Annotated in this window: 21 protein-coding genes; 15 read left to right on the top strand and 6 right to left on the bottom strand. The window is 69.6% G+C overall.

Annotated features, from left to right (window positions below):
* Positions 1-188 precede the first annotated feature (188 nt).
* The 7 genes from FFS23_RS15100 (at position 189) to phbB (ending at position 8,900) form a co-directional block, all read left to right on the top strand.
* Positions 189-1,127, top strand: a complete 939-nt coding sequence (locus tag FFS23_RS15100) for a tetratricopeptide repeat protein (RefSeq protein ID WP_137899250.1) — start codon at positions 189-191, stop codon at positions 1,125-1,127.
* The gene (gene tilS / locus FFS23_RS15105; RefSeq protein ID WP_137899251.1) at positions 1,090-2,121 is read left to right on the top strand and encodes a tRNA lysidine(34) synthetase TilS; all 1,032 of its coding nucleotides are present in this window, start codon (positions 1,090-1,092) and stop codon (positions 2,119-2,121) included. Before FFS23_RS15100 ends, tilS begins: the two co-directional genes overlap by 38 nt.
* A 55-nt stretch (positions 2,122-2,176) precedes the next feature.
* On the top strand, positions 2,177-4,150 hold the full coding sequence (gene ftsH, locus FFS23_RS15110; RefSeq protein WP_137899252.1) for an ATP-dependent zinc metalloprotease FtsH: 1,974 nt from the start codon (positions 2,177-2,179) through the stop codon (positions 4,148-4,150).
* A gap of 72 nt (positions 4,151-4,222) precedes the next feature.
* Positions 4,223-4,588, top strand: coding sequence for a hypothetical protein (locus FFS23_RS15115; RefSeq protein ID WP_245640730.1), 366 nt, complete (start codon positions 4,223-4,225; stop codon positions 4,586-4,588).
* Between the two features lie 319 nt (positions 4,589-4,907).
* A complete protein-coding gene (locus tag FFS23_RS15120; protein WP_137899253.1) occupies positions 4,908-7,097 on the top strand; it encodes a xanthine dehydrogenase family protein molybdopterin-binding subunit in 2,190 nt (729 codons plus the stop codon).
* 1 nt (position 7,098) lies between these two features.
* On the top strand, positions 7,099-8,106 hold the full coding sequence (gene hemH / locus FFS23_RS15125; RefSeq protein ID WP_137899254.1) for a ferrochelatase: 1,008 nt from the start codon (positions 7,099-7,101) through the stop codon (positions 8,104-8,106).
* A 71-nt stretch (positions 8,107-8,177) separates the two neighbouring features.
* Entirely contained in the window at positions 8,178-8,900 is a 723-nt protein-coding gene (gene phbB / locus FFS23_RS15130) for an acetoacetyl-CoA reductase (protein WP_137899255.1), read from the top strand.
* Between the two features lie 466 nt (positions 8,901-9,366).
* Here phbB and FFS23_RS15135 read toward each other — a convergent pair whose 3' ends face one another.
* The gene (locus FFS23_RS15135; protein ID WP_038664322.1) at positions 9,367-9,750 is read right to left on the bottom strand and encodes a glycine zipper 2TM domain-containing protein; all 384 of its coding nucleotides are present in this window, start codon (positions 9,748-9,750) and stop codon (positions 9,367-9,369) included.
* Positions 9,751-9,913: 163 nt separating this feature from the next.
* Between FFS23_RS15135 and FFS23_RS15140 the strand changes: the two genes are divergently transcribed.
* Positions 9,914-10,924: an esterase-like activity of phytase family protein gene (locus FFS23_RS15140; protein ID WP_137899256.1), complete on the top strand. Its 1,011-nt coding sequence runs from the start codon at positions 9,914-9,916 to the stop codon at positions 10,922-10,924.
* 77 nt (positions 10,925-11,001) lie between these two features.
* Here FFS23_RS15140 and rpmB read toward each other — a convergent pair whose 3' ends face one another.
* Entirely contained in the window at positions 11,002-11,307 is a 306-nt protein-coding gene (gene rpmB / locus FFS23_RS15145; RefSeq protein ID WP_038664329.1) for a 50S ribosomal protein L28, read from the bottom strand.
* A 155-nt stretch (positions 11,308-11,462) separates the two neighbouring features.
* On the opposite strand from rpmB, the gene FFS23_RS15150 reads away from it, so the two are divergent.
* The gene (locus tag FFS23_RS15150) at positions 11,463-11,672 is read left to right on the top strand and encodes a hypothetical protein (protein WP_137899257.1); all 210 of its coding nucleotides are present in this window, start codon (positions 11,463-11,465) and stop codon (positions 11,670-11,672) included.
* 58 nt (positions 11,673-11,730) lie between these two features.
* Entirely contained in the window at positions 11,731-12,159 is a 429-nt protein-coding gene (locus FFS23_RS15155) for a nucleoside deaminase (RefSeq protein WP_137899272.1), read from the top strand.
* A gap of 298 nt (positions 12,160-12,457) precedes the next feature.
* Here the strand turns inward: FFS23_RS15155 and FFS23_RS15160 are convergent, their stop codons facing one another.
* Entirely contained in the window at positions 12,458-13,129 is a 672-nt protein-coding gene (locus FFS23_RS15160) for a YiaD family glycine zipper/OmpA-like lipoprotein (RefSeq protein WP_038664335.1), read from the bottom strand.
* A 151-nt stretch (positions 13,130-13,280) separates the two neighbouring features.
* On the opposite strand from FFS23_RS15160, the gene FFS23_RS15165 reads away from it, so the two are divergent.
* On the top strand, positions 13,281-14,582 hold the full coding sequence (locus tag FFS23_RS15165) for a hemolysin family protein (protein WP_038664338.1): 1,302 nt from the start codon (positions 13,281-13,283) through the stop codon (positions 14,580-14,582).
* 356 nt (positions 14,583-14,938) lie between these two features.
* The gene (locus tag FFS23_RS15170) at positions 14,939-15,916 is read left to right on the top strand and encodes a phosphatase PAP2 family protein (RefSeq protein WP_137899258.1); all 978 of its coding nucleotides are present in this window, start codon (positions 14,939-14,941) and stop codon (positions 15,914-15,916) included.
* Here FFS23_RS15170 and ppc read toward each other — a convergent pair.
* From ppc to FFS23_RS15185, 3 genes are all read right to left on the bottom strand, one after another.
* The gene (ppc, locus tag FFS23_RS15175) at positions 15,899-18,583 is read right to left on the bottom strand and encodes a phosphoenolpyruvate carboxylase (protein ID WP_137899259.1); all 2,685 of its coding nucleotides are present in this window, start codon (positions 18,581-18,583) and stop codon (positions 15,899-15,901) included. The two genes, FFS23_RS15170 and ppc, sit on opposite strands and share 18 nt — an antisense overlap.
* A gap of 286 nt (positions 18,584-18,869) precedes the next feature.
* Complete coding sequence (locus FFS23_RS15180; RefSeq protein WP_249340703.1) at positions 18,870-19,325, bottom strand: EF-hand domain-containing protein; 456 nt, start codon at positions 19,323-19,325, stop codon at positions 18,870-18,872.
* A gap of 17 nt (positions 19,326-19,342) precedes the next feature.
* Entirely contained in the window at positions 19,343-19,909 is a 567-nt protein-coding gene (locus FFS23_RS15185) for an HNH endonuclease (protein ID WP_038664347.1), read from the bottom strand.
* A gap of 107 nt (positions 19,910-20,016) precedes the next feature.
* On the opposite strand from FFS23_RS15185, the gene gluQRS reads away from it, so the two are divergent.
* From gluQRS to FFS23_RS15200, 3 genes are read left to right on the top strand one after another with little or no spacing between them, the layout of a single operon-like run.
* A complete protein-coding gene (gene gluQRS / locus FFS23_RS15190) occupies positions 20,017-20,889 on the top strand; it encodes a tRNA glutamyl-Q(34) synthetase GluQRS (RefSeq protein WP_137899260.1) in 873 nt (290 codons plus the stop codon).
* A 3-nt stretch (positions 20,890-20,892) separates the two neighbouring features.
* The gene (locus FFS23_RS15195) at positions 20,893-21,123 is read left to right on the top strand and encodes a twin transmembrane helix small protein (RefSeq protein WP_038664354.1); all 231 of its coding nucleotides are present in this window, start codon (positions 20,893-20,895) and stop codon (positions 21,121-21,123) included.
* Between the two features lie 4 nt (positions 21,124-21,127).
* Positions 21,128-21,676 (top strand): cob(I)yrinic acid a,c-diamide adenosyltransferase, encoded by a 549-nt coding sequence (locus FFS23_RS15200; RefSeq protein WP_137899261.1) that lies wholly within the window; start codon positions 21,128-21,130, stop codon positions 21,674-21,676.
* The last annotated feature ends 213 nt before the right edge of the window (positions 21,677-21,889 follow it).

Raw genomic sequence — 21,889 nt, forward strand, 5'->3', positions numbered from 1 at the left:
GCGGTGCGCGGCGCGACGGCGGCAACCGGCGCAGCAGCGCCGTCGACACCGCCGGCGCCGACCGCATCGTCCCGCAAGAGCCGGCGGCGACAGGCAATTCTTTCGCACCTTAAGGCTGGCGACAGGTGGCCGGATGCAGCTATGGCGGCATGGAATTGACCCAAGCCGCGCCGGGGGGTGCCAAGATTATGCGTACGATCATCTGGGCGCTTGCCGCCACCTCGCTGATACCGGTCGCCGCCGCGGCGCAGAGCAACGTCGAAGGCCGCGTCGGCAAGCTCGAGAGCGAGATGCGCGCGGTGCAGCGCAAGGTCTTCCCGGGCGGCGCCGGCCAGTATCTCCAGCCGGAGATCACCCGCCCCGACGCGCCGCAGCAGGCGGGCGGCACCCCGGCAACCAGCGCGGTCGCCGATCTCACCGGCCGCGTCACCGCGCTGGAACAGCAGATGGCGTCGATGACCGACCAGATCGAGCAGACCGGGTTCAAGCTGCGCCAGCTGCAGGATCAGTTCGACGCCTATAAGCGCAGCAACGACGCGCAGCTGAAGGCGCTGGCGACCACCCCGGCGCTGGCCGCCGCGCCCGGCTCGGCACCGCTCGGTGGTGGCGACGACAGTGCGCGCCCCGCCGCCACGCCCGCCCGGAGCAACACGCCCGTGTCGGTCGCCGCCGCCGGCGACACCGCCCCCTCCGCCGCCGCGGTGGCCGGCGCCAAGGTCGACAAGCCGAGCACCGGCGACACGCCCGAGGACGAATATCTCTACGGCTATCGCCTGTGGGCGGCGAAGCAATATCCGCAGGCAGAGGTGCAGCTGAAGAAGGTCGTCGCCGACTATCCCAAGCATCGCCGCGCGAGCTGGGCGCAGAACCTGCTCGGCCGCGCCTATCTCGACGAGGGCAAGCCGAGCCTCGCCTCGATGGCCTTCTACGACAATTACAAGAAGATGCCGGACGGCGAACGCGCCCCCGACAGCCTCTATTATCTCGCCCAGGCGCTGATGAAGCTCAACAAGCCGGCCGACGCATGCAAGGTCTATGGCGAACTGACCGACGTCTACGGCACCAAGATCTCTCCGAGCATGAAGGCCGATGTCCAGAAGGGCCGTACCGCCGCCAAGTGCAAGTGACCCGTTCGCCGTCGCGGCGGAGCGGTTCCATCACGACCTGAACCGCGCGCTCGGGGTCGAGCCGCGCGGGGTGATCCTGCTCGCCGTGTCGGGCGGGCCCGATTCGATGGCGATGCTGACGCTCGCCGCGGCGACCTTCCCCGGCCGCATCCGCGTCGCCACCGTCGACCACCGGCTGCGCGCCGCCGCGGCCGGGGAGGCGGCGATGGTGGCGAACCATTGCGCGTTGCTCCACGTGCCGCATGCGACGCTGATCCCCGACGAACCGATCACCGGCGCGAGCATCCAGGCGGCGGCGCGGCAGGTCCGCTATCGCCTGCTCGCCGACCACGCCCGTGCCATCGGCGCCGAGACGATCGCCACCGCGCACCATGCCGACGACCAGGCCGAGACCTTCCTGATGCGCGCTGCGCGCGGCTCGGGCATCGCCGGACTCGCCGGGGTGCGGCCGCGCGCGACGATCGAGGGCGCCACCGTCATCCGGCCGCTGCTCGAATGGCGCCGGGCCGAACTGCGCGCGATCGTGCGGCGCGCCGAGGCGCCGTTCGTCGACGATCCCTCCAACGCCGATCCGGCGCACGACCGCACCCGCTTCCGCCGCCTGCTCGACGCCAACGAATGGCTCGGGCCGCCGCAGCTCGCCCGCGCCGCCGCCGCGCTCGCCGAGGCGGATGGCGACGTGCGTGCGATCGTCGAATGGCTGTGGTCGAGCCGCGCGGCTGCTGATGGCGCCGGCGTGCGCATCGACATGGCCAGCCTGCCCCGCGAACTCGTCCGCCGCCTCGCCCGCCGCGCGATCGGCATGGTGGTCGAGGCCGCCGCTTTGCCCGCACCGAAGTGGAGCGACTCGGCGAATATCGAGGCGCTGCTCGACGCGCTCGCCGCCGGCCGGCGGGCGACGCAGGCGGGCGTGCTGGTGTCGCCGCACGGCGACAGCTGGCGTTTCCGTCCCGCCCCGGCGCGTCGTTCTTCCGGATCGGCCGAATCAGGCTGAGCGTTCCATTGCCATTAACCTCCACACGCCTATCTTGTGCTGCGAAAGGTTCCCCATGAACGATAACGACAAGCAGCCCCAGAACGGCGATGGCGGCAACGGCGGCAACGGCGGCAACCCCTGGATGAAGAGCCTGCTCATCTGGGTCGGCATCCTGCTCGCGCTCGCGCTGTTCGTCACGATGTTCAACGGACCGAATACGGCCGGCGCGCGCAATACCGTCGCCTATTCGAAATTCCTCGACCAGGTCGACGAAGGTACCGTGAAGGATGTCGCGATCAGCCGCGACGTCATCACCGGCACCTATTCGAGCGGCGAGACGTTCCGCACCTATCCGATCCAGGACCCGACGCTGGTTCCGCATCTGCGCCAGAAGAACGTCACGATCGCCGCCAAGCCCGACGAGGGCACGTCGATGTGGATGCTGCTGCTCTACCAGTCGCTGCCGTTCCTGCTGTTCCTCGGCATCGCCTTCTTCGTCATCAAGCAGATGCAGAAGAACACCGGCGGCGGCGCGATGGGCTTCGGCAAGAGCCGCGCGCGCATGCTGACGCAGAAGGAAGGCAAGGTCACCTTCGACGACGTCGCGGGCATCGACGAGGCGCGCGCCGAGCTGACCGAGATCGTCGACTTCCTCAAGGACCCGACCAAGTTCGCGCGGCTCGGCGGCAAGATCCCGAAGGGCGCGCTGCTGGTCGGATCGCCCGGCACTGGCAAGACGCTGCTCGCCCGCGCGATCGCGGGTGAGGCGGGCGTGCCGTTCTTCACCATCTCGGGCTCGGACTTCGTCGAGATGTTCGTCGGCGTCGGCGCCAGCCGCGTCCGCGACATGTTCGAACAGGCCAAGAAGAGCGCGCCGTGCATCGTCTTCATCGACGAGATCGACGCGGTCGGCCGTCATCGCGGCGCCGGCCTCGGCAACGGCAACGACGAGCGCGAGCAGACGCTCAACCAGTTGCTCGTCGAGATGGACGGGTTCGAGGCGAATGAGGGAATCATCATCGTCGCGGCGACCAACCGTCCCGACGTGCTTGATCCCGCATTGCTCCGTCCCGGTCGCTTCGACCGTCAGGTCGTCGTGCCGCGCCCGGATATCGAGGGCCGGATCAAGATCCTCGAAGTCCATATGAAGAAGGTGCCGCTGGCGCCCGACGTCGACGCGCGGGTGATCGCGCGTGGCACGCCGGGCTTCTCGGGTGCCGATCTCGCCAACCTGGTCAACGAGGCGGCGCTGATGGGCGCGCGCAAGGGCAAGCGGCTGGTCGCGATGGCCGAGTTCGAGGAGGCCAAGGACAAGGTCATGATGGGCGCCGAGCGCCGCAGCATGGTGATGACCGAGGACGAGAAGCGCATGACCGCCTATCACGAGGCGGGCCATGCGATCGTCTCGATCCACGAACAGGCGAGCGACCCGATCCACAAGGCGACGATCATCCCGCGCGGCCGTGCGCTGGGCATGGTGATGCGCCTGCCCGAGCGGGACAGCTACAGTTATCATCGCGACAAGATGTACGCCAACCTCGCGGTGTCGATGGGCGGCCGCGTCGCCGAGGAGATCATCTTCGGCTACGACAAGGTCTCGTCGGGCGCGAGCGGTGACATCCAGTACGCCACCGGTCTGGCGCGCGACATGGTCACCAAATGGGGCATGTCGGACAAGGTCGGCCCGGTCGAATATGCCCAGCCCGAGGGCGAATCGTTCCTCGGCTATTCGTCGTCGCAGCCGGTCCGCATGTCGAATGCAACCGCGCAGCTGATCGACGACGAGATCAAGGGCATCGTCGAGGGCGGCCTCGCCCGTGCCAAGCAGTTGCTGACCGAGCATGTCGACCAGCTCCACCTGCTTGCCGGTGCGCTGCTCGAATATGAGACGCTGTCGGGCGACGAGATCAAGAAGCTGATCGCCGGCGAGGAGATCGGCCGCATCGACTCGGGTCCCAAGCCGAGCGTGCCGCGGGCCGGCACCTCGATCCCCAAGACGCGCCGCCCCGGCGGCCCGTTCGGCAACCCGGCGCCGGCGGGGGCGTAACCCCCGCGGCGGTTCAGCCCGCCGTCAGTTTGTTCGCGCTAATCGGCGGCATTCCCATTCGGAGTGCCGCCGATGTCGCGTAAAGCCTTGATCGCCCTTGCCGTTTCCCTCGCCGCCGCGGCGCCGGCGAGCGCCGCGATGAGCGTCGGCACCTTCCTCACCCGCGCCGCGCCGCTGCGTGAGAATCCCTTCACCGCGCTGACCAACCCCGATTATCAGGTGCTCAAGGCGGAGGCCGACACCGCCACCCGCCAGCTCCGCGCCGACAGCGCCGCGCGCGTCGCCGCCGGCAAGAAACCGATCGCCTGCATGCCCGAAGGCGCGAAGATCGGCATCCTGCAGATGCTCGGCGGCCTCGACGCGCTGTCGCCGGCGGAGAAGAAGCTGCCGCTCAAGGAGGGATATGCGCGGGTGCTGGCGAAGACCTATCCGTGCTGAGCGTAGCGGGCGGGTTCTACGCGCAGAGGCACGGAGGCGCGAAGATGCTGCTCGGTGGCGGGCGATGCCCCGTCCGTCATCCCGACGAAGGTCGGGACCCATGGACGCGCTGGCGGACATGATGTGCGCGACATCGGCGGCGTCGTATCAATGGGTCCCGGCATCCGCCGGGATGACGAATGGGGGCACGGCGCTCGTGGGGGGATATGCGGACGGGGCTCGCAGGCGGTAGCCGGCTTCCCGGCGCCCCCGCCACGCCGCCGCGCTTAGATCGCCCGCCGACCTTCCCTCGCCCGGCAAGCCCCGATACAGCCGCACGATGAGCCCCACCCGACGCACGTTCCTGATCGGTGGTGGTGCCGGCATCGGGCTGGTCGTCGCCTGGGGCATATGGCCGCGCCGCTACGCGCCCAATCTCGCCACCATCGCCGGCGAGACCGGCTTCGGCGCCTGGCTCAAGATCGGTGCCGACGGCCATGTCACCGTCGCGGTGCCGCAGCTCGAACACGGCCAAGGCGTCTATACCGCCCTCCCCCAGATCGTCGCCGACGAGCTCGGCGCCGACTGGCGCACCGTCGGGGTGGAGGCGGCGCCGATCAACCCGCTCTACGCCAACCCACTCGCGCTCGACGAGCTGTTCGAAAGCACGCTCATCCACATACCCGAATCGGTCGAGATGACCGTCGCCCGCCGCGGCGCGCTGATCGTCACCGGCGGATCGACCTCGGTGCGGATGTTCGAGGACGATTGCCGCACCGCCGGTGCCGCCGCCCGCGCATTGCTGTGCAAGGCGGCGGCGCGGCGTTGGAACGTCGCCTGGACCGATTGCGCGGTCGATGCCGGCTTCGTCACGCACGGCACGCAGCGCCTCCGCTTCGCCGACCTCGCCGCCGCCGCGGCCTCCGAGACCATCCCCGACCCGCTGCCGATCGGCGTGCAGGGCGCGGGCAAGCTCGTCGGCCGATCGCTGCCGCGGCTCGACGTCCCCGCCAAGGTCGACGGTTCCGCCGGCTTCGCCGGCGACATCCGCCTGCCCGACATGGTCCATGCCGCGATCCGCCAGGGGCCGATCGGCGACGCGCGGCTGATCGGCGTCGACCGCGCCGCCGCCGATCGTATCCGCGGCGTACTGACGGTGGTCGAGACGCCGCTTTGGGTCGCCGCGATCGCCACCACCGGCTGGGCCGCGCAACGTGCGCTCGACGCGCTCGCGCCGCGCTTCGCCAGCGACGCCGCGCTTCCGGGCAGCGCCGGCATCGCCCGCAGCCTTTCCGATGCGCTCGCCAAGCCGGGCCAGCGCATCGCAGCGGTCGGCGACCTCGGCACGTTGCTCGACGGCGCCGGCGTCGTCACCGCGGACTATACCGCCGCCCCCGGCGTCCATGCCGCGCTGGAGACGACCAGCGCCACCGCCGCGTGGCGCGACGGCCGGCTCGAACTATGGCTGCCGACCGCGGCGCCCGCCGCCGCCCGCGCCGCCGCGGCAAAGGTCGCAGGGATCAGCGAAAGCGCGGTCGTCCTCCATCCGACGCTCGCCGGCGGCGGCTTCGGCGCGACGCTCGACCCGTTGGTCGCCGAACAGGCGGCGCTGCTCGCGATGCGGCTCAAGCGCCCGGTCAGCCTCGTCTGGTCGCGCGGCGAGGACAATGCGCACGACCGTTTCCGCCCGCCCGCGCACGCCCGGCTGCGCGCCCGGCTGTCGAGCAACGGCGCGATCGCGGCGTGGCATGCCGCGATCGCCGCGCCCGCCACCGGCCACGCGCTCGCCCGCCGGTTGCTGCCCGGCGCCGGCTGGGCGCTCGGCACCGGCGATCCCTATGCGGTCGCCGGCGCGCAGCCACCGTACCGCATCCCGGCGCTGCGGATCGACCATCACCCCGCGGAGATCGGCGTCCCCACCGGCCATCTGCGCGGCGGCGCGCACGGCTATACCGCCTTCTTCACCGAATCGTTCGTCGACGAACTCGCGCAGGTCGCCGGCACCGAGCCGCTCTCCTACCGGATCGGCATGCTCGGCGGCGACGCGCGGCTGGCGCGCTGCCTTACCATGGTGGCGGCGCTCGGCGGCTGGTCGGGCGGCGCGGCAGGATCGGGCCAGGGCATCGCCTGCCACAGCTTTCGCGGCAGCCATATCGCGGTGCTCGCCGAAGCGGAGCTGGCGAACGGCCGCCCGCGCGTCGCCCGGCTCGTCGCCGCGGTCGATTGCGGCCGGACGATCAACCCCGATCTGGTGCTGCAACAGATCGAGGGCGGACTGATCTTCGGCCTCGCGCACGCGCTCGGTGCGTCGACGGGGATCACCGCCGGGCGCAGCGACGTGCGCGGGCTCGCCGGCCTCGCACTGCCGCGGCTCGTCGATACGCCCGACATCGTCGTCGAGATCGTCCGCTCCGACGAGCCGCCCGGCGGGGTCGGCGAACTCGGCGTCCCCGCGGTCGCGCCGGCGATCGCCAACGCGCTGCATGCCGCAACCGGTATCCGCCTGCGTCACCTGCCGCTAAGGCGGTAAGATGTTGATCCCCGCCGACCATCCGCCGATCCCCGCCCGCAAGATCGGCGTGCTGCTGACCAACCTCGGCACCCCCGACGGCCCCGACGCCAAATCGGTCAAACGCTATCTCGGCGAGTTCCTGTCCGACAAGCGCGTCGTCGAGATCCCGGCGATTGCGTGGCAGCCGATCCTGCGCGGCATCATCCTCAACACGCGGCCGAAGAAGTCGGCGCACGCCTATGGCCTGGTGTGGAGCGAGGAGGGCTCGCCGCTCGCCGCGATCACCCGCCGGCAATCGCAGGCCTTGCAGGGCGCGTTCGGCGAGGGGGTCATGGTCGATTATGCGATGCGCTACGGCAATCCGGCGATCGCCGACCGGCTGACCGCGCTCAAGGACGCTGGGTGCGAGCGCATCCTGATCGCGCCGCTCTATCCGCAATATTGCGCCGCGACGACCGCGACCGCCAACGACAAGGCATTCGCCGCGCTCGCCGGCATGCGCTGGCAGCCGGCGATCCGCACCTTGCCGCCCTATCACGACGATCCCGCCTATATCGCCGCGCTCAGGACGCAGGTCGAGATGCAGATCGCGACGCTCGATTTCGTCCCCGATGCGGTGATCGCCAGCTTCCACGGCATGCCGAAGCGGACGCTCCAGCTCGGCGACCCCTATCATTGCCACTGCCAGAAGACCGCGCGGCTGCTCGGCGAGGCGATGGGGCGCGAGCTGGTCGTCGCCTTCCAGTCGCGATTCGGCCCGGCGAAATGGCTCGGCCCGGCGACCGACGAGACGCTCGAGGCGCTGCCCGCCAAGGGCATCCGCAAGGTCGCGGTGATCGCGCCGGGCTTCTCCGCCGACTGCCTGGAGACGCTGGAGGAACTGGCGATCCGCGGCCGCGAGAGTTTCCTGACCGCCGGCGGCACCGATTTCGCCTATCTGCCCTGTCTCAACGACGGCGCGCCGGGAATGGCGATGCTGCGCACGCTGATCGCGCGCGAGCTCGCCGGCTGGATCGCCGACACGTAAAATTACGCTACGGCCATTGCCAGTTCGGCGGCCTCTGCCTAGCCTCGGGTTAAGCATAAGGAGAGGTACGGATGGCCAGGGTAGCGATCGTCACGGGTGGTACGCGTGGCATCGGCGAGGCGATCAGCCTCGCCTTGCAGGAAGCGGGCGTCACCGTCGCCGCCAATTATGCCGGCAACGACGAACGCGCCCGCGCCTTCACCGAGCGGACCGGCATCCGCGCGTTCAAATGGGACGTCGCCGACTTTGACGCCTGCCAGCAGGGCTGCGCGCAGGTCGCCGCCGAGCTCGGCCCGGTCGACATCGTCGTCAACAATGCCGGCATCACTCGCGACGGCACGATCCTGAAGCTGACCTACGATGCGTGGAAAGAAGTGATCGACACCAATCTCGGCGGCTGTTTCAACATGGCGAAAGCGGTGTTCCCCGGCATGCGCGAACGCAAATGGGGGCGGATCGTCAACATCGGCTCGATCAACGGCCAGGCCGGCCAATATGGCCAGGTCAATTACGCCGCGGCGAAATCGGGCATCCACGGCTTCACCAAGGCGCTGGCGCAGGAGGGCGCGCGCGTCGGCGTGACGGTCAATGCGATCGCGCCGGGCTATATCGACACCGACATGGTCGCCGCGGTCCCCGGCGACGTGCTGGAGAAGATCGTCGCCAAGATCCCGGTCGGCCGCCTCGGCCAGGCGAGCGAGATCGCGCGCGGCGTCGCCTTCCTGTGCTCGGACGAAGCCGGCTTCGTGACCGGATCGACGCTGAGCATCAACGGCGGCCAGCATATGTATTGACGCGCGAAGGCGCATAGCCGGCGGCTAGGCGCCGGTGCGCGCAGCGCATCGTGCGTCACGGCCGGCGGGTCGGCCAAGGCCGAACCCGTCCGACGACGGCTTTGCCGGCGTCCTGATTGGCCCCCGGCTGTCATCCCGTCGCAGCGAGGAGAACGGCTGGGAGAGCGCACGCAGCCGGCCCGTCCCTCGAGCGAATCCCATGCCGTAACCACGCCCGTGCTCCCGCGAAAGCGGGAGCCCAGGAGTCACGTACGCCATCAAATGTTGCTTTGCTTGGCCCTGGGTTCCCGCCTTCGCGGGAACACATGCAGGGTTTGACAAGGGCCGGGGCACGTCGAGCGTGACCGAATAACCCGGGACGGCCCCAAGCCTCGCCCTCGCCATCGCCGAACGACACGAAGCCCGGTCGCCATACGGCAACCGGGCTCCACCCCTCGAAACGCTACGCGAGGGCAAGCACTGCCGCTTAGCGGCAGTAACCGGGGCGATCCGAGCGTTCGACCGCGCGGCCGGCGAGCGCACCCGCACCGGCGCCGAGCACCGTGCCGAGCGCACGGTCGCCGCGGGTGTCGATCGTGCGGCCGAGCAGGCCGCCGGCGATCGCGCCGACGATCGTGCCGGTGGTGCCGCTGTTGCAGCGCTGGCCGCCGCGATAGCCGCGATCGCCATAATAGCCGCGACCGCCGCGATAGACGCGGTCGTCACGATAGCCGCGGTCGTAGCCGCGCTGCTCGTAGCCACGATCGTAGCCGCCGTAATAGCCGCGCTGCGCGGCGGCGGGGGTGGCGGGAACGAGGGCGGCGGCGGTCATCGCGAGGGCGGCGCCGGCGAGGCTCAGGGTCTTCATCATGGGTCTTCTCCCGAAAATCTGTCCAACTCGGCGGCGGCCCGGTGGGGGACCTTCCCGTCGTCGATGCACATCATTTGCCCGATTCGCGTTGAGCGGACCCTGAATGCCTCCGTTATCGTGCGTTCAGGCTATCGCCGCCGCGCCCGCCGCTTATGGAGGCGCGATGCGCGTCTTGTTCGTCGTCCTCGCCGTCCTGCTGATCGTCCCCGGCTGGACCGGGGAGGAGCGGCTGGCGCTGCTCGGCGACCGGCCGCAGCTGATCGCCACGCCGGTCGCGCTCGACCCGCACGATCCGCAGCGCCGGCGGCTGGGCTCGCTCACCTATCTCGGCGGGGTCGCGCTGCGCAGCCTCGATCCCGCCTTCGGTGGCTATTCGTCGCTGAGCGTCGTGCCGCAGGCCGACGGCGACCGCTTCACGCTGCTGAGCGACGGCGGCAACGTCGTCGCCTTCACGATGGGTGCCGATTGGGCGCCGCGCGCCTTGCGCTTCCGCAACCTGCCCGGCGGCCCCGGCATCGGCTGGGAGAAGCGCGACCGCGACAGCGAATCGATGGCGCGCGATCCGAAGACGGGGGCGATCTGGGTCGGTTTCGAACGCGCGAACGCGATCTGGCGCTATTCGGCCGGCTTCGCGCGGGCGCAGGCGCAGCGCGCGCCGCGGGAGATGGCGGGCTGGCCCGACAACGGCGGCCCCGAATCGCTCGCCCGTATGCCCGACGGGCGATTCGTCACGATCAGCGAGATGCGGCACGTCCCCCGCTCGCGCTGGCACGGCCCCGAGGCGGCACGGCTCGCCAGCCGCGATGCGCTGATCTTTCCGGGCGATCCGATCGTCAGCCGGCCGCATCGCTTCGCCTATCTCGGCTACGGCCGCTTCGATCCCGCCGACGCGACCGCCTTGCCCAACGGCGATCTGCTGGTGCTCGATCGCGCCTTCCGTCTGCCCTATCGCTTCAGCAACCGATTGTCGCTGGTGCCCGCCGCGGCGATCCGGCCGGGGGCGGTGGTGCGTGGCAAGCTGCTGGCGACGCTCGACGCGCCGCTGATCCACGACAATTTCGAAGGCGTCGCGACGACGGTGGAACGGGGCCGCACGATCGTCTGGCTGGTGTCGGACGACAATCAGTCAGTGCTGCAACGCACCCTGCTGCTCAAATTCCGGCTGGAGCGCTGAGCCGCGCGCAACGGCGAAAACCCGCCGCTCCCGGGGAGCGGCGGGTTTCGAACCACGGCAGTCGCGACGCGAAACGCTTAGGCGGCTTCCGCCGTCGACGTCGTCGCCAGCTTCTTGACGATCTCGCGCTTCAGGCGGCGGCAACGCAGCGAGAGCTTGTCCTCGCTGGTCTTGACCAGCCAATTGTCGAGGCCGCCGTTATGCTCGACCGAGCGCAGGCCGTGCGTCGAGACACGCAGGCGGACGCCCTTTTCGAGCGAATCGGAGATCAGCGTGACGTTCTGCAGGTTGGGCAGGAACGTGCGCTTGGTCTTGTTGTTGGCGTGGGAAACGTTGTTGCCCACCTGCCGGCCCTTGCCGGTCAGCTCGCAAATGCGCGACATGGTTTTTAATCCTGAATTCGGTTGCCCGGAAAGTCGGCGCCACTAGCGGCAATCGGCTCCCTCGTCAACCAGTGCCGTCCACCGGCGGCGATGCAACGGAGTCGCCGCACCGGCGTTGTTACGCCATCGTAAAGGTCGTCGGTAGGGGAAATCGCATGCGCACGTTGCTGGTACTGCTCGGGATCGTCGCGCTGGTCGTGGTCGCGGCGATGCAGTTCGGCCTGGTCAGCATCGACCAGACGCATCCCGCCGTCGTCCAGGCGCCGCAATTCAAGGCGGACGTCGCCCGCGTCAGCGTCGGCACCGAGAACAAGACGGTCGCCGTTCCCACGGTCAACGTCGAAAAGCCCGCCAACGCGCAATAGGCTTTACCCGGTCGACCGGGACCGGCAGGGCGCGGCGATGTTCCCGCTGCCGATCCCGATGCGCCGCGCGCTCGACGCCGCGGCGGAGGCGGCGCTGGCCGGCGAGGTGCCGGTTGGCGCCGCGCTGGTCTGGCGCGGCGAGATCGTCGCGGTTGCCGCCAATGCGCCGCGCGCCCTGTGCGACCCCACTGCCCATGCCGAGATGCGCGTCATCCGCGCCGCCGCCGCCGCACTCGGCCGCGACCGGCTGGAGGACGCCGAACTCTGGGTGACGCTGGAGCCTTGCGCGATGTGCGCCGGCGCGATCGCACATGCCCGGATCGCGCGGCTCTATTATGGCGCGAGCGACCCCAAGGGGGGGGCGGTGGAGCATGGGCCGCTGCTGTTCGCGCAGCCGACGCTTCATCACCGGCCGGAGGTCTATGGCGGGATCGGCGAGGGCGAGGCCGCCGACCTGCTGCGGACGTTCTTCCGATCGCGGCGATAGGGGCGCGACGGCGGGGAGTAGTTAGTTCGCGCGGAGGCGCGGAGAAGGTGAGTCGAGGATACCCACCCGATTTCGTCATACCGGCGAACGCCGGGACCCATGGGTGCGGTGGTGGCAATGGCCGCGAAACCCCGGCAGCATCGAGACCATGGGTCCCGACTTTGGTCGGGATGACGATCCGGGCGGGTGCGCGCCCGCCATGAACGCGACACCCTCCGCGCCTCCGCGCGAGAACCTTCTTCGCTACCTCGCGCTAACCAAAGCGCCGCGCCGGCCCGGACCGAAGCGGCACCCCGAATCAGCGCAGGTCGTTCTGCGAGATCGGCACGATCTTCACCTCGACGCGGCGGTTCGCCGCCCGCCCGGCATCGGTGTCGTTCGACGCGATCGGCTGCGTCTCGCCGAAGCCGCGCGTGCCGATTCGCGCCGGCTGCACGCCGCGGCTCGCGAGATAATCCGCCACCGAGGTCGCGCGCCGTTCCGACAGCGTCTGGTTGTAGGAATCCGAACCGGTCGAATCGGTATGGCCATACACGTCGATATAGGTCTGGTTGTATTGCGCGAGCGTCTCGGCGACCTGGTCGAGCGTGCGGCGGAACTGCGGCTGCACGTCGGCGCTGTTGTAGGCGAAGGTGATCCCCGACGGGATGTTGAGCACCAGATTGTCGCCTTCGCGCGTCACCTGCACGTCGGTGCCGGCGGTGCGGGCGCGCAGGTCGCGCTCCTGCTTGTCCATATACGCACCGATCCCCGCACCGGCGAGGCCGCCGATGCCCGCGCCGAGGATCTTCTCGGTCCGGTCGCGCCGCCCGCCGACAAGGTCGCCGAGCAGATAGCCGCCCAGCGCGCCGCCGATGCCGCCGATCGCGGTCTTCGAGATGCGGCGCTCGCCGGTCTCGGGATCGGTGGTGCAGGCGCTGGTGGTGACCAGCGCGGCGAGCGCCGCGGCGGCGAGGAACTTCGACTTCATGACAACCCTTTCACGTTCGTTCCCGGCTAAACTCGGGTCCGATATGGCTTGTTCCGCTAGCGATCTGAACCGCGGCTGACACGCATAATCACGTCATCGCGATACAGACAGTTGTCGCCGCGCGCGTTGTGCGGCAAAGACACGTCCGCCGATGGCACCGCTTCCGCCCTTCCCCTGGATCGACGTCGTGATCATCCTCGCATTGGTCGCGCTCAACGGCGTGTTCGCGATGAGCGAGCTGGCGATCGTCTCGTCGCGCAAGGCGCGGCTGGAGGCGATGGCGCGCTCGGGGCGCAAGGGCCCGGCCGCCGCGTTGAAGCTCGCCGCCGATCCCGGCAAGTTCCTGTCCTCGGTGCAGATCGGCATCACGCTGATCGGCATCCTCGCGGGTGCCTATTCGGGCTCCAGCCTCGGCGGGCCGACCGCGGCACGGCTGCAGGCGCTCGGCCTGTCGGCGGAGACGGCGCAGACCGCGGGCTTCGCATTGGTTATCGGCCTCACCACCTACGCCTCGCTCATCATCGGCGAGCTCGTCCCCAAGCAATTCGCGTTGCGCAAGCCCGAAACGGTGGCGTCGCTGGTCGCGCTGCCGATGCGCTATATCGCGGTGGTCTGCGCGCCGCTCGTCTGGCTGCTCGATTCGTCGAGCGCGCTGGTCTTCCGCGTCCTCGGCCTCAACCGCGAATCGGAGGATCAGGTGACGGCGGAGGAGCTGCACCTGATCGTCGCCGAGGCGAGTAAGTCGGGCGTGATCGAGGAGCATGAGCGCACGATCATCTCGGGCGTCGTCCGCCTCGCCGACCGGCCGGTGCGCGAGGTGATGACGCCGCGCACCGAGGTCGACTGGCTCGACTGCAACCTCGGGCCGGAGGGCATCCGCGACACGCTGCTGGCGACGCCGCACACGCGCCTGCCGGTCGCCGACGGCTCGGTCGATGCGGTGATCGGCGTCGTCCAGGCGCGCGACATCGCCGCGGCGCTGTTCCGCGGGCAGGCGCTCGACCTGCGCAAGCTGATGCGCAAGGCGCCGGTGGTGATCGACCGGATCGATGCGATGGACGCGCTGATCGCGCTGCGTCAGGCCGAGGTGCCGATGGCGCTGATCCACGACGAATACGGGCATTTCGAAGGCATCGTCACCCCCGCCGACCTGCTCGCCGCGATCGCCGGCGAATTCGCCAGCGACGCCGATCCCGACGATGCGCCCTCGGTCGTCGTGCGCGACGACGGCTCGTTGCTCGTCGCGGGCACGATGGCGGCGGATGCGCTCGCCGAACGGCTCGGCATCGATCTGCCCGAGGATCGCGACTATGCCACCGTCGCGGGGCTCGCGCTCGCCGCCTTCCGCCACCTGCCCGGCGAGGGCGAGAGCTTCGAGGAACAGGGCTGGCGGTTCGAGGTGGTCGACCTCGACGGCCGGCGGATCGACAAGTTGCTTGTCAGCGAGGCCTGACGGCGGGGTTCCGCACAAGGAGTGCGGACGCCCTTCCGTTCGTCATCCCGACGAAGGTCGGGACCCATGGACGCGCTGGTGGACAGATGGGAGCGCGACCTCGAAGAGCATCGCAACCATGGGTCCCGGCGTTCGCCGGGATGACGATGGGGGCAGGGACTGAGCGAGCCACGCGCGCCCCTCGCGGCTTCGCGTGAATCAATCCTGCGACACCCCGAGGAAAGTTTCCCCGCACCGCAGCCTCTTCGCACGAATCCACCCGCTCACCGCGACCGACATGCAAAGGACGCATTCAATTCATCGCCACTTCAGCTAATCGGGACGACGAGCATCGTCCGAACGACCAAGGCAGTTGAATGCTATCGCAGCGCGTCCACGCGGCCCGGCCCGCCTTCTCTCCGAGTATTGCCCACCGCGCCGCCGCCGACACGCCCGGCTTCTCGCGTCCGACGATCGTCGCGGCATTGCTCGCCGGCCTGATCGCCACCGCCTGGCTGCTCCACCGCGCCGAGCTCAGCGTCGCAGTGTGGAGCCGCAGCAACCTGCCGTTCGTGCTCGCCGCGGTCTGCGTCGCCGCGTTGCGCAGCCATGTCCTGCCGCGCGGCTGGCGTCATGCCGCGGCGCTGCGCGACGGGGCGGGCTATTATGCGGTGTTCACGCTGATCGCGCTGACCGGCGCGGTGGCGAGCTATCCGCTCGCCGCGCTCACCCACGGCTATGCCGATCAGACGCTGCAACGGATCGACACCGCGCTCGGCTTCGACTGGCTCGCCTGGTACCGGACGGTGGCCGATCATCGCCCGCTGCAGATCCTCGGCATCGCCTGTTACGAAAGCATCTATCTCACCCCCGCGATCCTGCTCGGCTGGTTCGCGCACACCGGCCAGCGGCGCGAGGCGCATCGCTTCCTCGCCGGCTTCTGGCTCGCCGCGGTGCTGACGCTGGCGCTGTTCACGCTGATGCCGGCGATCGGGCCGCTCTCCTATCTGTGGCGCGGCGCGGTGCCCTATATGCCGGTCAGCGAGACCTGGCAGTCGAACCTCATCCCGGCGCTGCGGGCGCATACCATCCACGCCGTCGATCTCGGCGCGCTGCGCGGGCTCGTCTCGGCGCCGAGTTTCCACGCCGCCGCCGGCACGCTCTACCTGCGCACGATCTGGCGGACGCCGCCGCTGCGCCGCTGGCTGACGTGGCTGGTCGCGGCGATGCTGCTCGCCACCCCGGTCGAGGGGACGCATTACCTCATCGACATGATCATCGGCGCCGCCGTCGCGATGCTGGCGATGGAAATCGTCGACCTGCTGCTCGCGCGCCGCCTAGCCGCTGTTGCGTAGCGCCGTCGCGACCGCGTTGATCGACAGCAGGATGCCCTCGCCGATGCGCGGATCGTCCTCGCCGGCGCGGTGGCGCTTCATCAGCTCGATCTGGAGCAGGTTGAGCGGCTCGATATAGGGCAGCCGCAGCCGGATCGACGCATCGAGCGCCGGATGCTTCTCGAGCAACCGCGTCTGCCCGGTCACCTCGAGCAAGCCGTCGTGCGTCTGGTGCCAGGCATCGCGGATGCGGCCGAAGATGCCGCTGCGCAGCCCCTCGTCCTCGACCAGCTCGGCATAATGGCCGGCGATGGCGATGTCCGATTTGGCCAGCACCATCTCCATATTGGCGAGCGTCGAGGCGAACAGCGGCCAGCCCTGCGCCATCTCCCTGAGCAGCCCCTTGTCCGCGAAGCCGGCGATCGCCTGCCCGACGCCATACCAGCCCGGCAGCATCACGCGCGCCTGTGCCCAGCTGAACACCCAGGGAATGGCGCGCAGATCCTCGATCGCGTCGCTCTTCTTGCGGCTCGCCGGGCGGCTGCCGATCTTGAGCCCGGCGATCTCGCCGATCGGCGTCATCTGGCGGAAGAAGGTGCGGAAGCCTTCGGTGCCGTAGACGAGGCCGCGATAGGCGTGGAAGGCGGTGTCCGACAGCGCGTCCATCGCCGCGCAGAAATCGTCGTTCTCCGCATTGGACAAGCGCTCGGGTTCGAGGCTGGCGAGCAGCGTCGCCGCGGCGATCGCCTCCAGATTGGTCATCGCGCTGTCGCGGGTGCCGTATTTGGCGGCGATCACCTCGCCCTGTTCGGTGATGCGGATACGGCCCTGCACCGTGCCCGACGGTTGCGCGCGGATCGCCGCGAACGCCGAACCGCCGCCGCGCCCGACCGCACCGCCGCGACCGTGGAACAGCTGCATGCCGACGCCGGCCGCCTCGAACACCGGCTTCAGCGCGGTCGACGCCTTGGACAATTGCCAGGTCGAGGTGAGATAGCCGCCGTCCTTGTTGCTGTCCGAATAGCCGATCATCACTTCCTGATGGCCGCGCTTCGCTGCGATCGCGGCGATCTCGGGCAGCGCGAACCAGTCGGTCATGATCCCCGGCGCCGCTTCCAGATCGCCGACCGTCTCGAACAGCGGCACCGCCATCACCGCCGCGGTCGGTGCGTCGCCGGGCCGGTAGAGGCCGACTTCCTTGAGCAGCAGGTTGATCTCGAGCAGGTCGGACACCGACTGCGCCATCGAGACGATGTAATTGGTGATGCACGCCGGACCGTATTTCGCATGCGCCTCGGCGGCGGCCTGGACGATCGCCAGTTCGGACGCCGTCTCGTCCGAATAGGTCATGAAGCGGCTGGCGAGCGGCCGCGCATTGGCGAGTTCGCGGCGCAGCAACGCGACCCGCGCCGCTTCGTCGAGCGCGAGATAGTCCGCCTCGACGCCGGCGGTCTTGAGCAATTCGGCGACGACGCGTTCGTGCACCGCGCTGTTCTGGCGCAGGTCGAGCGTCGCGAGATGGAAGCCGAACGTCTCGACCGCGCGGATGAGCCGGCCGAGCGCACCGCCCGTCTTGAGTGCGCCCGCGCTGGACAGGCCGTGCGCGATCGCGACGAGATCGGCGCGGAACGCCTGCGGGTCGGGATAGGGTTCGCCGTGGAGATGGCCGGGCCGCGGCGCCGGCTTGCCGGTCAGCGCCTGATGCGTCGCGGCGAGCCGTGCGTAGATGCCGGACAGCGCACGGCGATAGGGTTCGTCCGCGCGGCTTTGCGCGGTATCGCCGCTCGCCTCGGCCAGCGCCTCGACCGCGGCATCGACGGGGACGTGCTCGGTCGAGATCGACAGTTCGGCGCCGAGCGCGTGCACCCCCTCCAGATAGAAGCCGAGCACCGCCTCGCAGGCGCGGCCCAGAGCGGTGCGCAGCGAATCGGCGGTGACGAAGGGATTGCCGTCGCGGTCGCCGCCGATCCAGCTGCCCGGCCTGACGAAGCTCGGCACGCGCTCCCCGAATGCGCGGTCCCAGCGCTGGTAGAGCGCGGGCAGCGCGGGCAGGAACACCTCGCGCATATAGGACAGCGCCGTCTCGACCTCGTCGGTGACGTAGAGCCGCTCGCGGCGCAGCACGCGCGTCTGCCAGAGCAACGCGATCTGGCGGGTGATCGCATCGTCGACGCGGTCGCCGTCGGGCGTCTCGTCGCGGCCCATGTCCTTGAGCGCCATCAATTGCGCGATGCGGTTGCGATGGTCGATCATGCTCTTGCGCCGCACCTCGGTAGGATGCGCGGTGAGCACCGGGACGATCAGCGCATGGGCGAGCAATTGCTGCACCTGGTCGCGGTCGATCCCCTCGCCTGCCAGCTTGGCGAGCGCGGCGGCGACGTCGGCGCCCTGTTCGGCGGCGATCCCCTGCCGGTCCTCGGCGAGATTGGCGAGCATCGAGAACAGCATGAAGCCGCGGACGAAATCGAGCGTCTCGTCGAGGCCGAGGTTCTGGAGCTGCTGGTGGACGCTGTCGCTGCTGCCGGTGCCGCGATGCCGCTCGACCGAGGCGCGGCGGATCGCCTCGGTCGCCTCGAACAGCGCCTCGCCGCCATAAGCGCGGATGACGTCGCCGAGCTGCGCGCCGAGGAAGCGGACGTCGGGATTGTTGGCGATCGGCGGAAGCGAAGCGGGGTCGTGCGTGGCCATGGCCCGATGCTGCGCTGCGGCGGGAGTCGGGTCAACCGGTCATGGCGTTGGAGACGCGGGAAATCGCGGCGTGCTCCCGATTCGATTCGTCAGAAAGAAGAATGGTTCGCGCGAAGACGCGAAGACGCGAAGGTGTCGCGCTTGCCGCAGTCGCGGTGCATCACATCAAGCCATTGCGATGACAGGGCCACGCTCGCCCAAGGCGAAAAACCTTTGCGTCTTCGCGTCTTTGCGCGAACGAGACCTTCTGAATGCCGCCCCGCGTCAGGTCCCCGCGGACAAAGGCCTACCGCGTGCTATTTCCCAGCGGATCGCCCGGCACCGGCGGCGTCGGCCGCGTTGCGGGTTCGCGGCCCGCATCGCGCGCCGCGCGCCATTCCTTTTCCTCTTCCGAGGTGACGGTGCCGTCGTGGTTGAGATCCATCTGGTCGAAGCGCTTGAGCGTGCCCTCGTCCCATTCGATCAGGCTGATGACGCCGTCGCCGTTGCGGTCGAGGCTCATCAGGCGGCTGTTCTGGCGGGGCAGTTCGGTCTTGTCGAGCCGATCGTCGGCATTGCGGTCGAGCGTGCGGAAGCGGCGCTCCATCGTGCTGGTGAAATCGACGCGGCTGGTCACCGCCGGTGGCACGAAGCCCGCGGCGTTCGCGTCCGCCTCCGCCACCTTGTCCTCGCGCGGGCCGCATCCGGCCAACGTACCCGCCGCGACAAGCGCCGCCGCCGCGATGATGATCCCCGTCCGCAAACCCGGTCTCCGTATCGTTACGCTTCCAGCTCAACGTCCCAGTAGAGCCAGTCGTGCCACGTGTCGTGGAGATAGTTGGGCGGAAAGGCGCGGCCATGTTCCTGCAGATGCCAGTTGGTCGGCCGGATCGGCTCGACGTACAGCGGCATATGCGCCTGTTTCGGCGTCCGCCCGCCCTTCTTGAGGTTGCACGGCGCGCAGGCGGTGACGACATTCTCCCACGTCGTCCGTCCGCCTTGCGCGCGCGGCACGACATGGTCGAATGTCAGGTCGCGCCCAACGCCGCAATATTGGCAGGCGAAACGGTCGCGCAGGAACAGGTTGAAGCGGGTGAACGCCGGAAACGCCGAAGGACGCACATATTGTTTGAGCGCGATCACCGAGGGCAGCTTGATCTCCGCGGTCGGGCTGCGCACCGAACGTTCGTAATGCGCGACGATGTCGACGCGATCGAGGAACACCGCCTTGATCGCGGTCTGCCACGGCCACACGCTCAAGGGATAATAGGACAGCGGCGTGTAATCGGCGTTGAGCACCAGCGCCGGACAATTGTCGGGGTGACGGATCAGATCGGGATGAAACACGGCTCCTCCCACGGATTACCCGCGGGCCATGTCGCCCACGAGAGTGACGCTGGTATGACAGCACGCCGCATCGATGCCGGTCAAGCCTTCTGCGGCGGGACGCGCGCGTGAGCCGCGTCGTCACCCGCTTCGCGCCGAGCCCGACCGGACGACTGCATCTCGGCCATGCCTTTGCCGCGCTGCAGGCGCACGATCTTGCGCGTGCGGCGGGTGGCGGTTTCCTGCTGCGCATCGAGGACATCGACGGCACGCGCAGCCGCGAGGGCTTCGTCGCCGGGATCGCCGAGGATCTGGCGTGGCTCGGCCTGACGTGGGACGGGCCGGTGCTGCGCCAGTCGACGCGGCTGGACGTCTATGACGCGGCGCTGGCCGGGCTGCGCGACAATGGCCTGCTCTACCCCTGTTTCTGCACCCGTGCCGATATCGCGGCGAGCGTCTCGGCGCCTCATCACGGGCCGGACGGGCTCGTCTATCCCGGCACCTGCCGCCATCTGCCCGCGGGCGAGGCGGCGGCGCGGATTGAGGCGGGCATGCCGCATGCGTGGCGGCTGGCGACGGACCGCGCCGTTGCCATCACCGGCCCGCTCGACTGGAGCGACGCGCTCGCGGGGCCGCAGCGCGCCGACCCGGCGGCGTTCGGCAACGTCGTCCTCGCCCGCAAGGACGCCCCCGCCAGCTATCACCTCGCGGTGACGATCGACGACGCCGCGCAGGGGATCACCGACGTGGTGCGCGGCCGCGACCTGATGCGCGCGACCGACATCCACCGCTTGTTGCAGGCGCTGCTCGGCCTGCCGACGCCGCGCTATCGCCATCATCCGCTGCTGCTCGGCCCCGACGGCACCCGCCTCGCCAAGCGCAACGGCGCCCCCGCGCTCGCCGATCTGCGCGCCGCGGGCGAAGATGGTGAGGCGCTGGCGGACGCTTTGCGCGCCGGCCGGCTTCCCATTGGCTTTACCATCGCAAGCGCTTACCTATAGCGCATGAACACCTTTCTCGTCCTCCTGCTGATCGCGGCGATGCTGGCGACGGTGGTCGCACTGGTCCGGGGCGTCATCGCCTTCCTCCAGGAATCGCACGCGCAGGTCCGCGACGGCCAAGGGCCGTCCGCCGCCTCGCTCAAGTCGAACAAGATGATGCAGATGCGCATCTTCTTCCAGGCGATCGCGATCCTGATCGTCGTGCTGATCCTGTTCCTCGCCGGACGCACCTGAGCCCTTGGTCAAGCTCAACCGCATCTACACGCGCACCGGCGACGCCGGCACGACCGGCCTCGTCGACGGCTCGCGCGTGTCGAAGGCCGATCCGCGCATGGCGGCGATCGGCGACGTCGACGAAGCCAATAGCGCGATCGGCGTCGCGATCGCCGCGCTCGGCGAACGGCCGCCCACCGCGGCGCTGCTCACCATCCAGAACGACCTGTTCGACCTCGGCGCCGATATCGCCACGCCTGCGGGGATCGACGGCGCGCTGCGCATCGTCCCCGCGCAGGTCGCCCGGCTCGAGGCGGAGATCGACGCGATGAACGCCGATCTCGCGCCGCTGACCAGCTTCATCCTGCCCGGCGGCGATGCCGGTGCGGCGTCGCTGCATCTCGCCCGCGCCATCGTCCGCCGCGCCGAGCGCAGCGCGGTGGCGGTCGACGGGCTCAATCCGCCCGCCCTCGCCTATCTCAATCGCCTGTCTGACTGGCTGTTCGTCGCCACCCGCGTGGTCAACGGCGCGGGCGCCGGCGACATCCTCTGGCGGCCGGGCGCGAGCCGCTAGCGTCCTCTGGCCTCGCGGGACATTCGCCCCGCCCCCTCCTTCCGCCCGGATTCTTTGTTCGCGCGAAGACGCGAAGACGCGAAGGTGTTCCGCCTGGGGCGAGCGTGGCCCTGTCATCGCAATGGCCCGATATGACGGGCCGCGACTGCGGCAAGCGCGACACCTTTGCGTCTTCGCGTCTTCGCGCGAACCATTCTTCTGTTCATCGGAGCG

Origin of the sequence: Sphingomonas sp. 2SG (assembly GCF_005503285.1) — a bacterium.
Classification (GTDB): Bacteria; Pseudomonadota; Alphaproteobacteria; order Sphingomonadales; family Sphingomonadaceae; genus Sphingomonas; species Sphingomonas taxi.

What these genes read in the sequence shown, in the direction of transcription:
- FFS23_RS15140 (WP_137899256.1), top strand. Translation starts at nt 9,914, where the DNA reads ATGCGCGTCTTGTTCGTCGTCCTCGCCGTCCTGCTGATCGTCCCCGGC.
- FFS23_RS15135 (WP_038664322.1), bottom strand. Translation starts at nt 9,750, where the DNA reads ATGATGAAGACCCTGAGCCTCGCCGGCGCCGCCCTCGCGATGACCGCC.
- hemH (WP_137899254.1), top strand. Translation starts at nt 7,099, where the DNA reads ATGTTGATCCCCGCCGACCATCCGCCGATCCCCGCCCGCAAGATCGGC.
- ftsH (WP_137899252.1), top strand. Translation starts at nt 2,177, where the DNA reads ATGAACGATAACGACAAGCAGCCCCAGAACGGCGATGGCGGCAACGGC.
- phbB (WP_137899255.1), top strand. Translation starts at nt 8,178, where the DNA reads ATGGCCAGGGTAGCGATCGTCACGGGTGGTACGCGTGGCATCGGCGAG.
- FFS23_RS15165 (WP_038664338.1), top strand. Translation starts at nt 13,281, where the DNA reads ATGGCACCGCTTCCGCCCTTCCCCTGGATCGACGTCGTGATCATCCTC.
- FFS23_RS15160 (WP_038664335.1), bottom strand. Translation starts at nt 13,129, where the DNA reads ATGAAGTCGAAGTTCCTCGCCGCCGCGGCGCTCGCCGCGCTGGTCACC.
- tilS (WP_137899251.1), top strand. Translation starts at nt 1,090, where the DNA reads ATGTCCAGAAGGGCCGTACCGCCGCCAAGTGCAAGTGACCCGTTCGCC.
- FFS23_RS15100 (WP_137899250.1), top strand. Translation starts at nt 189, where the DNA reads ATGCGTACGATCATCTGGGCGCTTGCCGCCACCTCGCTGATACCGGTC.
- FFS23_RS15150 (WP_137899257.1), top strand. Translation starts at nt 11,463, where the DNA reads ATGCGCACGTTGCTGGTACTGCTCGGGATCGTCGCGCTGGTCGTGGTC.
- FFS23_RS15115 (WP_245640730.1), top strand. Translation starts at nt 4,223, where the DNA reads ATGTCGCGTAAAGCCTTGATCGCCCTTGCCGTTTCCCTCGCCGCCGCG.
- rpmB (WP_038664329.1), bottom strand. Translation starts at nt 11,307, where the DNA reads ATGTCGCGCATTTGCGAGCTGACCGGCAAGGGCCGGCAGGTGGGCAAC.
- FFS23_RS15170 (WP_137899258.1), top strand. Translation starts at nt 14,939, where the DNA reads ATGCTATCGCAGCGCGTCCACGCGGCCCGGCCCGCCTTCTCTCCGAGT.
- FFS23_RS15155 (WP_137899272.1), top strand. Translation starts at nt 11,731, where the DNA reads ATGCGCCGCGCGCTCGACGCCGCGGCGGAGGCGGCGCTGGCCGGCGAG.
- FFS23_RS15120 (WP_137899253.1), top strand. Translation starts at nt 4,908, where the DNA reads ATGAGCCCCACCCGACGCACGTTCCTGATCGGTGGTGGTGCCGGCATC.
- ppc (WP_137899259.1), bottom strand. Translation starts at nt 18,583, where the DNA reads ATGGCCACGCACGACCCCGCTTCGCTTCCGCCGATCGCCAACAATCCC.
- FFS23_RS15195 (WP_038664354.1), top strand. Translation starts at nt 20,893, where the DNA reads ATGAACACCTTTCTCGTCCTCCTGCTGATCGCGGCGATGCTGGCGACG.